Annotated in this window: 8 protein-coding genes; 6 read left to right on the top strand and 2 right to left on the bottom strand. The window is 33.3% G+C overall.

Annotation, left to right across the window (positions count from 1 at the left end; translation table 11 throughout):
• Positions 1–43: 43 nt before the first annotated feature.
• The 5 genes from AC2DZ0_RS14785 (at position 44) to AC2DZ0_RS14805 (ending at position 7,832) form a co-directional block, all read left to right on the top strand.
• Entirely contained in the window at positions 44–937 is an 894-nt protein-coding gene (locus AC2DZ0_RS14785; protein ID WP_484642697.1) for an alpha/beta hydrolase, read from the top strand.
• A gap of 5 nt (positions 938–942) precedes the next feature.
• A complete protein-coding gene (locus tag AC2DZ0_RS14790) occupies positions 943–3,312 on the top strand; it encodes a glycoside hydrolase family 31 protein (protein ID WP_484642698.1) in 2,370 nt (789 codons plus the stop codon).
• Positions 3,303–4,973 carry an alpha-amylase family glycosyl hydrolase gene (locus tag AC2DZ0_RS14795; RefSeq protein WP_484642700.1) on the top strand — a complete coding sequence of 557 codons (1,671 nt, stop codon included), beginning with the start codon at positions 3,303–3,305 and terminating at the stop codon, positions 4,971–4,973. The genes AC2DZ0_RS14790 and AC2DZ0_RS14795 overlap by 10 nt, the downstream gene beginning before the upstream one ends.
• A 3-nt stretch (positions 4,974–4,976) precedes the next feature.
• Positions 4,977–6,833 carry an alpha-amylase family protein gene (locus AC2DZ0_RS14800; protein ID WP_484642701.1) on the top strand — a complete coding sequence of 619 codons (1,857 nt, stop codon included), beginning with the start codon at positions 4,977–4,979 and terminating at the stop codon, positions 6,831–6,833.
• Positions 6,834–6,977: 144 nt separating this feature from the next.
• Positions 6,978–7,832 (top strand): BadF/BadG/BcrA/BcrD ATPase family protein, encoded by an 855-nt coding sequence (locus AC2DZ0_RS14805; protein ID WP_484642703.1) that lies wholly within the window; start codon positions 6,978–6,980, stop codon positions 7,830–7,832.
• Here the strand turns inward: AC2DZ0_RS14805 and AC2DZ0_RS14810 are convergent.
• Positions 7,821–9,071: a UDP-N-acetylmuramoyl-tripeptide--D-alanyl-D-alanine ligase gene (locus AC2DZ0_RS14810; protein WP_484642704.1), complete on the bottom strand. Its 1,251-nt coding sequence runs from the start codon at positions 9,069–9,071 to the stop codon at positions 7,821–7,823. The two genes, AC2DZ0_RS14805 and AC2DZ0_RS14810, sit on opposite strands and share 12 nt — an antisense overlap.
• 72 nt (positions 9,072–9,143) lie before the next feature.
• The gene (gldJ, locus tag AC2DZ0_RS14815) at positions 9,144–10,850 is read right to left on the bottom strand and encodes a gliding motility lipoprotein GldJ (RefSeq protein ID WP_484642705.1); all 1,707 of its coding nucleotides are present in this window, start codon (positions 10,848–10,850) and stop codon (positions 9,144–9,146) included.
• Positions 10,851–11,047: 197 nt separating this feature from the next.
• Between gldJ and porU the strand changes: the two genes are divergently transcribed.
• The gene (gene porU / locus AC2DZ0_RS14820; RefSeq protein WP_484642707.1) at positions 11,048–14,878 is read left to right on the top strand and encodes a type IX secretion system sortase PorU; all 3,831 of its coding nucleotides are present in this window, start codon (positions 11,048–11,050) and stop codon (positions 14,876–14,878) included.
• The last annotated feature ends 12 nt before the right edge of the window (positions 14,879–14,890 follow it).

Raw genomic sequence — 14,890 nt, forward strand, 5'->3', positions numbered from 1 at the left:
TATTTTTCTTTTTTCTTGCAAGAAGAAAAGGAAGGAAGTACGCATGAAGAACATTTCGGTTCAGTTTTCAGAATATCCAGGAATAATTTCTAGTGGTCATATAAAAAGAATTGATAGTTTTCCTTCAAAATTTGTGAGACCAAGAAATGTAGATATTTGGTTACCGAAAACCTATGGGGCAGATGAGCAATATGCCGTTTTGTATATGCATGATGGGCAAATGTTATTTGACAGTACGCTTACATGGAATAAACAAGAATGGAAGGTAGATGAAACGATTTCAGAACTGATGGATCAGAAAAAAATAAAAAACACTATTGTGGTTGGGATTTGGAACCATGCAGATATCCGACATTCAGATTATTTTCCACAAAAGCCATTCGAATCTCTTGGACAAAAATTTAAAGATTCCATTGTTCATAATTTAAAGAGAGGTACGGAGCCTGTTTTTAATGAAAATATTAATTCAGATAATTATTTAAAATTTATTGTTGAAGAGTTGAAACCTTTTATAGATATTAATTTTTCAACTTTAACGGAGCCTGAGAATACCGTTGTCCTAGGTTCTAGTATGGGAGGTTTAATTTCTATGTATGCAATGAATGAATACCCAGAGGTTTTTGGAAGGGCAGGTTGTTTGTCTACACATTGGATTGGAGCCTGGACAGCTGAAAATAATCCAATACCTGAATCTTTTTTTTCTTATATGAGGGACAATCTACCTTCATCAGAGAAGCATAGAATATATTTTGATTATGGCACTCAAACTTTAGACGCATTGTATTTACCATATCAATACAGAGTAGATGAAGTTTTAAAATCAAAAGGTTATTCAGAATTAAATTATAAAAATTTAAAATTTGAAGGGGAAAATCATTCTGAGAATTCTTGGAGTAAAAGATTAGCGATCCCGTTAGAGTTTTTATTAAAAAAATAAAACAGATGAAATACTTTTTTTTAACCGGTTTACTCTTTGTTGGCTTAATTGTTCAAGGCCAAAATTCAAATAGAATATTTGAAAGTTTTACGCAGGGGAATTCTGAAGTGAAAATTTTTACGAATGACGGTGTTTACTTTTTAAGAGCTCTATCAGAAGAAATCATAGAGACCACTTTTGTTCCTGAAAAAGAATTGCAGATACATGCGTCTCATGCAGTGGTATTGCACCCAAAAAAAGTATCATATAAAGTAAAGGAAACTGAGAATACGTTAGAGTTTTTTACAAAAGGTGTTTCAATGAAGCTTACAAAATCACCTTTTCAGATCCATTATTTTTATAAAGGGGAAAAAATAATATCTGAAGGGAGTGGTTATGTGGATAAGGATTCTTTAGAAGTATTGAATTTTAATTTGGACAGAACTGAAACTCTTTATGGTGGAGGTGCAAGAGCTCTAGGCATGAATCGTAGAGGCCATAGATTAGAATTATATAATAAAGCGGATTATGGATATGAGGCACATTCTAAATTGATGAATTTTACAATGCCGATTGTGTTGTCCTCAAACAAATATTTACTTCATTTTGATAATCCTCAAATCGGATTTTTAGATTTAGACAGTCATCAAAACAACACTTTAAATTATGAAACGATTGGTGGTAGAAAAACATACCAAGTTGTTGTTGGAGATACATGGGAAGCTATTTTAAATTCTTATACTCAATTGACGGGTAAGCAACCTTTACCACCAAGATGGGCTTTTGGGAATTTTGCCAGTAGGTTTGGCTACCATTCAGAGCAAGAAGCAAGAGAGGTAGTTGCAAAGTTTAAAAAAGATGAGATTCCATTAGATGCAATTATTTTGGATTTGTATTGGTTTGGTAAGGATATTCAAGGCACTATGGGGAATTTTGAGTTTCTAAAAGACTCTTTTCCAACTCCTAAAAAAATGATTGACGATTTTAAAAAGGAGGGGGTAAAAACTGTATTGATAACGGAGCCATTTGTTTTGAATTCATCTAAGAAATGGGAGGAGGCAGTAGAGAAAGATATTTTAGCTAAAAATGAAAAGAGTGAGCCGTATGTCTATGATTTTTATTTTGGGACTACTGGACTGATTGATATTTTTAAAGATGAAGGAAAAAGTTGGTTTTGGGAGATTTATAAAAAATATACCAGCTGGGGAGTTGCTGGTTGGTGGGGCGATTTGGGAGAGCCTGAGGTTCATCCTAGTGATTTGATCCATGCAACAGGTACGGCAGATGAGGTTCATAATGTGTATGGGCATTATTGGGCCAAATTGGTTTCGGAAGGCTATAAAATGGATTTTCCAGAAAAACGTCCTTTTATACTTATGCGTGCAGGTTATTCTGGGTCTCAAAGGTTTGGAATGATTCCATGGTCTGGAGATGTTAATAGAACTTGGGGAGGATTGCAATCCCAAATGGAAATTTCTTTACAAATGGGAATGCAAGGAATGGCTTATATGCATTCTGATTTAGGTGGTTTTGCTGGTAATTATGAAGATGACGAATTGTATACTCGCTGGTTACAATATGGTGTTTTTCAACCAATATTTAGACCACATGCTCAGGAAGAATTGGCTTCAGAACCTATTTTTAAAAAGGAAGAAACGAAATTGTTGGCAAAAAAGGCCATAGAATTACGTTATCAATTGTTGCCATATAATTATACACTTGCTTTTGAAAATAGCCAAAAGGGAACTCCATTAATGAGACCATTGTTGTTTGAGGAACCTAATAATACAGCCATGTATACTGTTTCTAAAACATATTTATGGGGACAAGATATTTTAGTACACCCAGTGGTTCATAAAGGACAGAAAAAGGATACTATATATTTCCCTAAGACTAATAATTGGTTTGATTTTTATTCTGATGAAAAATTTAAAGCAGGAACCTCACAAGTTATAAACCTAGTTAAAGAAAATATTCCTGTTTATATTAGAGGAGGTGCTTTTATACCAATGATTAAAACGATTCAGACGACTGAAGAATATTCTTTGGATCAGTTTGATTTGCATTTTTATTATGACAAAGAGGTAAAAGAAAGTAAAGGAAAATTGTATCAAGATAATGGAAAAACACCCAATGCATTTGAACATGGCGTGTATGAGATATTTCGATTTACAAGTAAACTTAAGTCGAACGAAATAGATATTTCTATCAAATCAGAAATAGGTGCCTTAAATAATAGAACGCCTAAAGAGGTTAATTTAATTGTTCACTCGATAGAGAAAACACCTAAAAAAGTGTTGTTGAATGGTAGAAAAATTGAATTTAGCTATGTAGATAAGAAATTAAAAATAGTTGCAAAAATCACTAAAAAAGATAAAATTAAAATATGCTTGTAAAATCGAAAAATATTAAAGCCTTGACCATTCTTTTTATGGGAGTGTTAATGATCTCTTGTGTTGACCAAGGTACAACTAGAACAAAAGTGAAGGCTCCTTTTGTATGGGAGGCTGCGAACGTTTATTTCATGCTTACAGATCGTTTTAACAATGGAGATCCATCCAATGATGTTAATTTTGGAAGGGTTTCAGAAACGGGGGTGTTGAGAGGTTTTGAAGGGGGAGATTTAAAAGGTATCACTCGGAAAATTGAAGAAGGATATTTTGACAAATTAGGTGTAAATGCTATTTGGATGACACCAATAATGGAACAGATTCATGGATATGTAGATGAAGGAACAGGAGCTACCTACGGATTTCATGGTTATTGGATGAAAGATTGGACGGCTTTAGATCCTAATTTTGGGACCAAGGAAGATTTAAAGGAGATGATTGAAACGGCACATGCACATGGTATTCGAGTTTTGTTAGATGCGGTCATAAATCATACAGGTCCGAGTACGGAATCCGATCCAGCTTGGGGAGATGATTGGGTAAGAACAAGTCCAGCGTGTACTTATAAAAATTACGAAACAACTGTTTCTTGCACACTAGTTGAAAATTTACCTGATATTAAAACAGAGTCGAATCAAGAGGTTAGGTTACCTAAAGAATTAGTCGCTAAATGGCAAGCGGAAGGAAGGTTAGAAAAAGAAATAAATGAATTGAATACTTTTTTTGAAAGAACGGGACTACCAAGATCGCCAAGATTTTTTATTATGAAATGGCTTACAGATTATATAGAGGAATTTGGGATTGACGGGTATAGAGTGGATACTGTAAAGCATACAGAAGAGACGGTTTGGAAGGAGTTTAAGAAGCTTTGTAATGACTCATTTAGTTTATGGAAAAAGAATCATCCAGAGCAAGTTTTAGATTCCAACGAATTTTTTACTGTTGCTGAAGTGTACAATTTTAATATTAGTAACGCCACGGCTTTTGATTTTGGAGATAAAAAAGTCAATTACTATGAAAATGGATTTAATAGTGTTATAAATTTTGAGTTTAAATACAATGCTAAAAAGTCTTTTGAAGAGTTGTTCTCGAGATATAGTAATATTTTAACTGGAGAGTTGAAGGGGAAGTCTGTTATGAATTATTTTTCATCACATGATGATGGTCAGCCCTTTGATGCCAAAAGAGAAAAAAATTATGAATCAGCTATAAAGTTGCTTTTAACACCCGGTATTTCTCAAATTTATTATGGAGATGAGTCTGATAGATCTTTGATCGTAGAGGGGGCTAATGGAGATGCTACTTTAAGATCATTTATGAATTGGGAGCAGATAACAAATGATCCTCAAACGCAAGAAAAAATTAGACATTGGGGAAAATTAGGTCGCTTTAGGATTCAGCATCCAAGCGTAGGTGCTGGGAGTCATGAGATGATTTCTATAGAGCCTTATTGTTTCTCCAGAAATTATAAGAAGGGGTCTTACGTGGATAAGGTTGTGATAGGTTTAAACTTAACAAACGGAATTAAAAGTGTATCTGTAGGAAATGTGTTTGAAGAAGGGATGGAATTGATAGATGAATATTCTGCTCAAAAAGGAGTAGTTAAAAATGGAAGTGTGGAAATAGATTCACCATATGATATTGTTTTGTTGGCATTGAAAAATTAAAATATGAAAAAAGTAAGTGTTTGTTTAGTTGTGTTATTGATTTTTTATTCATGTAATATGAAAACATCTAAAAAAGAGTTAACGCCTGAAATAGAGGGTAAAAAAGTGATTTATCAGGTGTTTACACGGTTGTTTGGAAATACAAATTCTACGAATAAACCCTGGGGATCTATTGAGGAAAATGGAGTAGGAAAATTCGAGGATTTTACGATAAAAGCATTAAGTGAGATTAAAGATTTAGGGGTAACTCATATTTGGTATACGGGTGTGTTACATCATGCTATGGTCACAGATTATACCCAATATGGTATTTCTAATGATGATCCAGAAGTTGTAAAAGGAAGAGCTGGATCTCCATATGCAGTAAAAGATTATTATAATGTGGATCCAGATTTGGCTGTAAATCCAGAAAACAGGATGAAAGAGTTTGAGGATTTAATTGCAAGAACACATAAAGTAGGAATGAAAGTGATTATTGATATCGTTCCAAATCACGTTGCTAGAAAATATGAGGGGAAATCTAATCCAGAAGGTGTTTTTGATTTTGGAGCTAAAGATGATTCCAGTGTTGCATATGAAAAAGATAATAATTTTTATTATGTAGAGGGGGAGGATTTCCAAGTCCCAGTTCCCTTAAATAATTACAAACCTTTAGGGGGAGAGTTAAATAAAGATATTGATGGAGCGTTTTTTGAGAGACCTGCGAAATGGACGGGTAATGGTTCTAGACTGGCTCAACCACATTTTTATGATTGGTACGAGACAGTAAAAATTAATTATGGTATAAGGCCGGATGGTACGAAAGATTTTGAAGCTTTACCAGAAGGGTATGCACAAGAGTCTTATAGGAAACATTATGAATTTTGGAAAGAACAAGATGTTCCCGATTCCTGGGATAAATATAAAGATATAGCACTCTTTTGGTTGGCGAAAGGAGTGGATGGTTTTAGGTATGACATGGCTGAAATGGTGCCTGTAGAATTTTGGAGCTATATGAATTCAGCTATAAAGATGGAAAATCCAAAAGCTTTTCTGTTAGCAGAGGTTTATAATCCAAAATTGTACAGAGATTATATTCATAAAGGTAAAATGGATTATTTGTATGACAAAGTAGCGCTATATGATTCAATAAAAGCGATTGTAAAAGGACATGGTAGTACCGATGCTATTCCAATAATAGTGAATGATTTGAAGGATATAGAACATCAGATGTTACATTTTTTAGAAAATCATGATGAGCAACGTTTTGCAAGTCCCGCTTTTGGAGGAGACTCCAAAAAAGTAAACCCAGCAATGGTTGTTTCAGCTACTTTGACAACGTCACCAACTATGATTTATTTTGGTCAGGAAGTTGGAGAAAAGGCGGAAGAAAATGCTGGATTCGGTACCCCCACTAGAACATCAATATTTGATTATATCGGTGTTCCTGCTCATCAACGTTGGATGAATAACGGTGCTTTTGATGGTGCTAAGTTATCTGATGATGAAAAAGAATTGCGTAGTTTTTACAAAAGATTATTGAATTTTACTTTGTCTAGTTCTGCTTTAGTAGGGGAGTATTATGATTTGCACACTTATAATCGTGATATGAATTCCTATGGTTCTAATAAAATATTTTCATTTGCTCGTTGGTCAGATTCTGAAAGACTTTTTATTGTCGCTAATTTTGAAGACAATTCTAAAGAATTTGATTTGATTCTTCCAAAAGTACTGATAGATAAAATGAAGTTGACCGAGAAAATGTATCAGTTGAAAGATCAACTTTATGGTGAAAAAACGAGCTTAATTATAGAAAAAGATTTAGGAAGAATTTCTATTAAATTGGAGGGGTTGACTTCTTTTATTTTTAAAATAGAATAAGGGTTTTAAGCGTAATATTTACGTGTAAAACACATGTTTAGTGGCTTTTTATGTTGTTCGTAGTTTCGAAATCGATATAGTATCGATAGTTGTTGTCAGTTCAAATATGATATAATATATTTGGTGAAAATTAAACGATAACTTATGATTTTAATAGCAGACGGAGGTTCAACTAAGGTAGATTGGATTGCTTTAGATGAAAATAAAAACCAATTGTTTAAGGTTAGAACCCCAGGTTTAAACCCAGCAGTTGTTGAAGAAAAAGTCTTGAAAGAAAGAGTGCTTTCAGCAAAAGAATTTTCTGAGAATTTGGATAAAGTAACCCAAATTTTCTTTTATGGAGCCGGATGTGGAACGGTAGTAGCAACTAAAATTTTAAAAGATCTGTTTGAAGATCTTTTTACCAATGCTGAGGTTGTTGTAGAGGAAGATATGTTAGCTGCTGTTTATGCTGCTACAGGTAGTGATCCTGCAATTGTTTGTATTCTAGGAACTGGATCAAATAGCTGTTATTATGACGGTAAGAATACCCATATGAACACGGTGTCATTAGGATATATGTTGATGGATGAGGCTAGTGGTAATTACTTTGGAAAAAGATTGATTCGCAATTATTATTATAAAACAATGCCAGATCATATTGCTAAAAAGTTTGAAGAATCTTATGATTTATCTCCAGATACAATAAAGCATCACTTATATAAGGAACCAAACCCGAATACGTATTTAGCAGATTTTGCAAGTTTTATGTTTCAGTTCAAGGAGGAACAATATGTAAAGGATTTAATGGAGTCAGGGTTTGATGAGTTTTTTATATCAAGAGTATTACCTTTTAAGAAGGATAAATCAACTCCAATTTATTTCATTGGTTCAATTGCTCACTATTTCTATGATATTTTAGAAAAAGTTGCAGATAAATATGAATTAAATTTAGCAGGTGCGATACAACGTCCGATAGATAATTTAATTAAATATCATAAAGAGTATTTAATCAAATAAATCCAATGTTCGTTCTAGTGCCATGCCTCTTGATCCTTTTATAAGGTAGGTGGCTTTTATAGGGACAAAAGAATTTTGAAACGCTTCAAAGGTGGAATATAATTTTGCTTTTGAAGCGTTTGTTTTGTGAAAATGTTTCCCAATTAAATGAATTTCGTCAATATTTAATTGCTCTACGACATTTACAATCTCCTGATGTTCTAATTCACTTGAATCACCTAATTCAAACATATCTCCTAAAATAGCTACTTTGTTTTCCGCTTTAATATTTTCCAGATTTTTTAAAGCAGCATTCATGCTTGTTGGATTGGCATTGTAAGCATCTAAAATTATTTGCGCAGATTTTTTTCTGATAATTTGAGATCTATTATTCGTTGGAATATAGTCTTCTATTGCAGATTTGATGTCCTGTGAAGGGATTTCGAAATATTCACCTATTGCGATTGCAGCACTAATATTTGAAAAATTGTAGGTTCCAATTAGGTTTGATTTAATTTTTAATCCTTTGTAAGCAATTTCTAAGAAGGGAGAACTCTGTACTAATTTCGAGGTCTGTCCGAATGTAATCCCATTCATTCCTTTTGTCAATTCTACTTGTTTTAGATCGTTTGTGTTGATAAAAACCTTTTGATTGTTGTTTTTTAAGTAGGAGTAAAGTTCTGATTTTCCTTTGATAACTCCTTCTATTCCCCCAAAACCTTCAAGGTGGGCTTTTCCAAAATTTGTAATATAACCAAAATTTGGGGCTGTAATATTAGATAAAAACTCAATTTCTTTTTGATGGTTTGCGCCCATTTCAACAATTCCAAATTCAGTTTGTTCTGTAAATGATAACAGTGTTAAAGGCACCCCAATATGATTGTTTAGATTCCCAATAGTAGCGGTAGTTTTAAACTTTTTGGATAACACCACATTTATTAATTCTTTGGTCGTTGTTTTTCCATTGCTTCCTGTTAAAGATAGAATAGGAGTGTTTAATTGTTTTCTGTGGTAGCTAGCTAATTCTTGTAAGGTAGAAAGCACATCTTTTACTAGGATTGTTTTGTTAGAAGAATCGAATATTTCTTCATCAATCACCGCGTATGAGGCACCTTGTTCCAGTGCTTTCTTAGCAAAAGTGTTACCATTGAAATTAGCTCCTTTTAATGAAAAAAAGATGGTGTCCTTTTCTATTTTTCTTGTATCGGTGGTGATTCCACTGCTTGATTTGAAAAGTTGGTATAAATTAGCTATTTCCATATGATGTTTTATTTACCAAAAAAACCTTACTAATATTTAGTAAGGCCTTTAATGTGTTGTAGTTTTGTGTTACTATTTATTAAATTGTGTTTTTTTAGATTGAGTCATATTACCCACTTTATCCAATGCACATCGGAAACCAATAAATTCGGTTGCCATGTATTGCGGTAAGTATCTCCTTTGTGCAGGGTCTAACCAAAATTCACGATCTCTCCAAGAACCTCCTTTATATACTCTTGTTTTGTCACCAATCAAAGTAGATCTTTTTTTGTCGTCGTATTTAGTTTCAAATTCTCCTGTTTCAAAGTCAAATGAAGTTACAGGATCTAAAGGAGAGTTGTACATTCTAGGAATATTATCGGTTTCTGTTAAATCGATATTATAATGTCTTGAATTTGTTAAGTCTCCATCTCCTAAACTTGAATTATCAGATTGAGTATAATTTGATCTAAGCTGTGCATCTTCTTTTGTAATTGGTTCGTAAATAACCTTACCAGGAATGTTTTTAGTGATTATTCTTCCGTTAGGCAGTGTGTCGTAGATTACATCTTCGTAATCTGCAATAATAACGTTACCATCAGCATCAATAGATTTTTTCATAAATAAATTTCCTCTAACGTAATTGAAATCATTCATTTCAGTATCAATGTGAGGTCTGTATACATCATATACCCATTCGGCAACATTTCCGGCCATGTCATATAAACCAAAAGCATTTGGAGGGTATGACTTTATTCTGTTAGTGATATCTGCACCGTCATTACTCCATCCTGCTAAACCACTATAATCACCTCTCCCTTGCTTGAAATTAGCTAATTGATCGCCTCTACTTTTTGTAGAATTGTTACGTGTATATCTTCCTTTCCAAGGATATTTTTTACGACCTCTTATATTATTACGTTCTCTGTTTTCAATCTGAGCTTTTGCGGCATATTCCCACTCTGCCTCGGTTGGAAGTCTAAAGTCAGGGTATAATATTCCATCACTAGGCTTTACATGACGTCCAGTCATTCCTTTTCTACCAGTAATGGTATCTTTCTTTATGTCAGATCTGGTAATACTTTTTAGTCCTTTGTCATAAATAGTAGGATCTCCGTCAAATAGTAAGTTTGGATTGGAATAGTAAGCTTCAGTGTTAAAATGGTTTTTACCTTCAACTACAATAGAATCTTCATTGAATAAATTTTTAATGAGTCCTAGATCCATTAATATTTTTTCATTCACACGATCCGTTCTCCACTCACAAAAATCATTTGCTTGAGACCAACTTACTCCTACAACAGGGTAATTTGCATAGGCAGGGTGTCTTAGATAAGTTTCACTTAACGATTCGTTACTTCCCATTGCATTTCTCCAAACCAAAGTATCTGGTAATGCAGCTTCATAAATATGACTATAGTCATCTACTCTTGGTGGGAAAACTCTTTCTAACCACTTTAGGTATAATAAATACTCAGAATTCGTAACCTCTGCTTCATCCATATAAAATGAACGAACCTGCATTCTTCTTGGTGTTGTATTCCAATCAGACATGATATCATCTTGAACACTACCCATAGTGAAGGTTCCTCCTTCAACCAATACCATCCCCAAAGGTGTTTTTTGTTCTTTGTATTTGTTGTTGATCGCGAATCCCCCATAATCAGGATCATTAAACTTCCAACCTGTTAAAGTAGAGGTGGTTGAGTTTTTGTTTGAAGTAGATTTTTCACTACAACTCACCATGCTAATTGTTAATAAAGCAATGGCTATATATTTTATTTTAAACAAATTTTGCATATTTGATATAATATTACGGGGTATTCTAATCTTGTCGCAATTTACACTAATTATGGTTTTTTGCAATAAATAGATGTTAAAAATACGAATGTAAAAATTAGAATTTTCGGTTTCAATGTCTTTTAATAACGATTGGTTTATTTCTTTATTATGTCATATCTTGCAGTCCTGAACAAATTTGACTATTTTAACGTAATATGGCAGAAAGATTCATTAAAGTTTTATACGTATTTCTATTGTTTTTCTCTTTGAATAGTTTTTCTCAGAAGACAGTTAGAAAGTCCATTGATTTGGACTGGGAGATGAGTAAGCAATTGGAGGTATCAAACGGTGTGAAGTTGACATATCCACTCGTTAAAGATAATTTTTTAGATGGAAAGGGAGTTCCTTCTTATTATGAGAATTGGGAAGTTTCTGCGGGGGTTACTGCAATAGAGTATTCGCTTGAGAATATAGTCTATGAGGTGGTAGGTGCTAATTTTCTTCAAAATATTTCATTAGAGGCAATACCGTTTTCTGTTAAAAGTACTTTGAATATTTCACATGCAAATGAGATAGGAGGAGTTTCTTTTAGTCTGACTCCTTTGGTTAGAGAAGGAGATATTGTTAAAAAAATCGTCTCTTTTGATTTGGTGTATGAATTAAAGTCAACTGCGCAAAAATCACTTCAGGTTGCTGATTTTTCTGATTCGGTTCTGAAGTCTGGAGCTTGGTATAAAATTTCCATAGATAGAACTGGTGTTTTCAAATTGGATAAAGATTTTCTGAATAGTTTGGGGGTTTCAACGGATGGTTTGGATCCTAGAAATATCAGAATTTATGGTAATGGGGGGAAGATGTTACCAAATTTAAATTCTGAATTTAGATATAATGATCTTCAGGAGAATGCAATTTTTGTTAGTGGGGAGTCTGATGGAGTTTTTCATGATTCGGATTATGTTCTTTTCTATGGGCAAGGGGCACATGATTGGGTTAAAGAAGATGAAAATTCAATTTACCACAGGAAAAATATCTATTCTGAAAAAGCCTTTTATTTTTTGAATGTAGATTTAGGTCCAGGTAAAAGAATTTCTGATGCTACTGAGGTTACAGAATCAACTACTGATGTGGTATCATCATTTAAAGATCATTTGTTTAATGAAGAAGATAGGGTGAATTTAATTGGAGCAGGTCAACAATGGTTTGGCGATTCCTTTTTAGTTCAAAATTCAAGAACTTATTCTTTTTCGCTGAATAATATTGATACTTCAAAAGATGTGTTTTTTAAAGTGCGAGCAGCATCAACGGCAACAACGGCGACTAGTTTAAATGTGTCTGTTAACAATACCGCATTATTTAATTTAAGTTTTTCAGCTATTTCTGGAATTACAAAAGCTAGGGCTTCTGTTAATAGTGGAGAATTAGATGTGAATGATTCATCTATTAATGTTCAACTCTCTTACAGTCAGAATGGAAACCCTGCGGCAGAAGCGTTTTTAGATTATATTGAGGTAATTGGTGATCGTTTTTTAGTTGCTGATGGAAGTCAATTTGGATTTAGAAATTTTATATCTCAAGAGTCATCAAAGGTATTGGAGTATGTAGTTCAGAATAAAAATCAAGTAAATATGATATGGGATGTAACGAATCCTATTGAACCTGAAAAAATATTAAATCAAAGTGCTGGTGATGATTTTCATTTTAAAAAGAATTCTGGTGTTTTAGGTGAGTATCATGTGGTTAGTAATTCTAACTTTTATACACCGCAAATTGTACAACAAGGTACTATTTCGAATCAAAATTTGCATGGATTAAGAGATATTCAATATTTACTTATAACCAAAGAGAATTTTATGAGTCACGCGCAACGCTTGGCAAATTACCATACCACAAATTCAGGACTTTCTACCCGAGTAGTTTCATTAAATCAAATATATAACGAGTTTGGTTCTGGTAGTCCAGATGTTACTGCTATTAGAGATTTTGTGAAGTACTTATATGATAATGCGACTTCTACGGATAATAAAATAAAGTATTTATGTACGTTTGGAGATTCGTCTTATGATTACAAGGATAGAATAACTGGAAATAATAATATTGTTCCTGTGTATTTGGCATATGAGAGTTTTGATTTAGTAAACTCTTACGTTACTGATGATTATTACGGAATGATGGATAGTAATGAGGGGAATATGACTTCTTCTGACAGACAAGATGTTGCAACTGGTAGGATTTTGGTTTCTGATGATGCTCAAGCAACCATCGTAGTGGATAAAATTTTAGCTTATTATAACAGTAGTTATTTCGAAAATTGGCATAATACAATTACCTTGGCAACTGATGATTTAGATAACGCAAGTGAGTTTGTATTTCAAACAGATATGGACGAAATAGCAGAGTCTATCGTTTTGAATAAACCTCAATATAACATCAAGAAGATTTACTCAGATGCTTATGTAAAGCAAGAAACAACAGGAGGGGTGAGATACCCTGATGTAAATGCCGCGATAACAAATTCTTTAGAGAAAGGGACGTTGTTGTTTAATTATTTTGGGCATGGAGGTGAAGGGGGATTTGCCTCTGAAAGAATTTTAACTATTTCTGATATAAAATCATTGGTGAATTTTGAAAAATCCCCTTTGTTTATAACTATTACTTGTGACTTTACTAGATTTGATAATCCTGCTCGTTTTACCGCTGGGGAAGAGATGATTAATAGTAGGATTGGTGGTTCAGGAAGTTTAATCTCTACAACGAGAGAAGTGTACATCTTTTATGGTAGAAACTTTAATAAAATTTTGACTCCAAAAATATTGGGTTATGATGGAAACGACAATACGATTGCAGAAAATTTAATGCACTCTAAAAATGAGGTAAGCCCAAGTTTGGATCAAAGATTTTTTATTTTTTATTTGGGAGATCCGGCCATGAAATTAGCTAGACCAGGACCGAGTGTTGCGATTACTCAAATAAATGGGGTTGATATTAGTCAGCCAAGGGATACGATAAAAGCCTTGTCCAAAATAAATATTTCTGGGGAGGTTAGAGATATTAACGGAGCAGTTTTAACGGGTTTCAATGGTGATTTATCAACGACAATTTATGATAAACCAACAACAAGAGAAACGATAAACAATAAAGGGTTTACTGATAATAGTGGAAATCCATTGATAATGGAGTTTGAAACACAAGAAAATGCCGTTTTTAAAGGAAAGTCTGAAGTTGTGAATGGTGTTTTTAATTTTGATTTTATAGTACCGAAGGATATAAAAATATCGTATGGTGCTGGTAAGATTAGCTTGTATGCCTTCGATGAAACTGGTGGAAAAGGGGGGTATGATTTGGAGACTGTGGTAGGCGGAATTAATGATGATGCTGAAGAAGACTTGGTGGGGCCATCTATTGAGTTGTTTTTAAATGACGAGTCGTTTCAAGATGGAGGTAACACGAGTGCTATTCCTAAATTGATTGCTAAATTATCAGATGATAGTGGAATCAACACGTCCTCGGGCGCAATAGGTCATGCTATTACCGCGGTTATTGATGGAGATGAAGGAAATCCAATTTTGTTAAATGAGTTTTATGAGGCTGAAACGGGTGATTTTACGAAAGGAAATGTAAATTATACGCTTCGGAAATTAGAGCCTGGTTCTCATACCTTAAAATTAAAAGTTTGGGATACATACAATAATGCTTCCGATAAAACGTTAACATTTACAGTGACAAGTAGTGATGAATTTGTTTTGGAAAATGTATTAAATTATCCTAATCCATTTGTTAACTATACGGAGTTTTGGTTCACACATAATCAGCCGAATGAGTTGTTAAATGTAAAAATATATGTTTATACAGTTTCTGGTAAATTAATAAAATCAATATCTGAAGTTGTTCAAACATCAGGAAGTTTATCTAGGACTATTACTTGGGATGGGAAAGATGATTTTGGTGATAAAGTAGGTAAAGGAGTATATGTATATAAATTAGAAGTTACGAATGTTATAAGTGGTGTAAAAGCCGAAAAATTTGAAAAATTAGTATTGCTTCAATAAAGCATAAATTAA

It is taken from the genome of Flavicella sp. IMCC45668, from assembly GCF_057219105.1.

Coding starts and splice junctions, on each gene's coding strand:
- AC2DZ0_RS14785 (WP_484642697.1), top strand. CDS start 44: ATGAAGAACATTTCGGTTCAGTTTTCAGAATATCCAGGAATAATTTCT.
- AC2DZ0_RS14790 (WP_484642698.1), top strand. CDS start 943: ATGAAATACTTTTTTTTAACCGGTTTACTCTTTGTTGGCTTAATTGTT.
- AC2DZ0_RS14795 (WP_484642700.1), top strand. CDS start 3,303: ATGCTTGTAAAATCGAAAAATATTAAAGCCTTGACCATTCTTTTTATG.
- AC2DZ0_RS14800 (WP_484642701.1), top strand. CDS start 4,977: ATGAAAAAAGTAAGTGTTTGTTTAGTTGTGTTATTGATTTTTTATTCA.
- AC2DZ0_RS14805 (WP_484642703.1), top strand. CDS start 6,978: ATGATTTTAATAGCAGACGGAGGTTCAACTAAGGTAGATTGGATTGCT.
- AC2DZ0_RS14810 (WP_484642704.1), bottom strand. CDS start 9,071: ATGGAAATAGCTAATTTATACCAACTTTTCAAATCAAGCAGTGGAATC.
- gldJ (WP_484642705.1), bottom strand. CDS start 10,850: ATGCAAAATTTGTTTAAAATAAAATATATAGCCATTGCTTTATTAACA.
- porU (WP_484642707.1), top strand. CDS start 11,048: ATGGCAGAAAGATTCATTAAAGTTTTATACGTATTTCTATTGTTTTTC.